This is a genomic window from Xanthomonas vasicola (genome assembly GCF_000772705.2).
Lineage (GTDB): Bacteria > Pseudomonadota > Gammaproteobacteria > Xanthomonadales > Xanthomonadaceae > Xanthomonas > Xanthomonas vasicola.
In genome coordinates this window covers 1-1,063 of sequence record NZ_JSBW02000017.1, presented here as the reverse complement: position 1 = coordinate 1,063, position 1,063 = coordinate 1, and the positions used below count along the sequence as shown (strand labels likewise).

1 protein-coding gene and 2 pseudogenes are annotated in these 1,063 nt (G+C 64.7%); 2 read left to right on the top strand and 1 reads right to left on the bottom strand.

The window, feature by feature from the left end; all coding sequences use genetic code 11:
- Positions 1-129 precede the first annotated feature (129 nt).
- Both NX05_RS03500 and NX05_RS03495 read left to right on the top strand, forming a co-directional pair.
- Positions 130-645, top strand: a pseudogene (locus NX05_RS03500) (baseplate assembly protein); the annotation flags it as partial.
- Positions 638-928 (top strand): annotated as a pseudogene (locus NX05_RS03495) (phage tail protein I); the annotation flags it as partial. The pseudogenes NX05_RS03500 and NX05_RS03495, both read left to right, overlap by 8 nt.
- A gap of 23 nt (positions 929-951) precedes the next feature.
- Here the strand turns inward: NX05_RS03495 and NX05_RS21675 are convergent.
- The coding region (locus NX05_RS21675; protein WP_131830002.1) for an IS3 family transposase at positions 952-1,063 on the bottom strand (112 nt) is incomplete at its 5' end.

Sequence of the window (1,063 nt, the reverse complement as noted above, 5' to 3'; positions counted from 1 at the left end):
CCTCGGCCTGTTTGAGCACGGCGATGATCTGGCTGTCGGTGAAGCGGGATGTCTTCATGGAACCTCCTCGGAAAAGGGTACGAGAAAATTCCACTTCTGGCGTCAGCTAACCTGCGGGGGGATTACCCTCCAGAGGGCTTCAGCGTCGCTGGCCCCGAGGGCGCCTGCATCTATCACGCACTCAGCGCGGCGGCCGATGTCATGGACGCCAGTGCCACCAGCCCCGCACCCGGGCAAGTGCTGGTCACGGTCCAATCGCGCACGGGCGATGGCACGGCTCCACAGGCACTGCTCGACGAGGTCGCTACGATCCTTACCAACGATGACGTGCGCCCGCTGACCGACAGCGTCACGGTCCAGAGCGCCAAGATCGTCCCGTATGCCATTCGTGGACGCGTCTACACCTACGCCGGCACCGACTCGGCGGTGGTCATGCGCGAGGCGCTGCGCAGCCTGCAGGCGTATCTGGACGAGGCACACCGTCTCGGCCGCGACGTACCGGAATCGGCGATCAAGGCCAAGCTGTTTGCCGATGGTGTGCAGCGCGTGGAGCTGGAATCGCCTGCAGCTGACATCAGGATCAGTCGCACGCAGGCCGCCTACTGCACCGCGATCGACATCGTGCACGCCGGCATCGATGAATAGCCCTCTGCCGCCCAACGCCACCAAGATGGAGCGCGCCCTGGCCGCCGTCACCGATCGCCTGGAAGCGATCCCGCTGCCGTACCCGGATCTGTGGAATCCGGACACGTGCCCGGCTGGCCATCTGCCGTGGCTGGCCTGGACGCTGTCGGTGGACGACTGGAAGGCCGACTGGAGCGATGCGATCAAGCGCTCGCGCCTGCGCAGCGCCATGGCGATCCAGCGGCGTAAGGGCACTGCCAACAGCGTCCGTATGGTCGTCGAGTCGTTCGGCGGGGCGGTGTCATACGCCCTGGGTTCCGTAGACACTCAAGACCCTCGTTGCGCGTAGCGCCGTTCAAACTCTACAGGCGACAGGTCGCCGGTTGAACCATGACGGCGTTGTGGGTTGTAGAACATCTCGATGTAGTCGAACACCTCC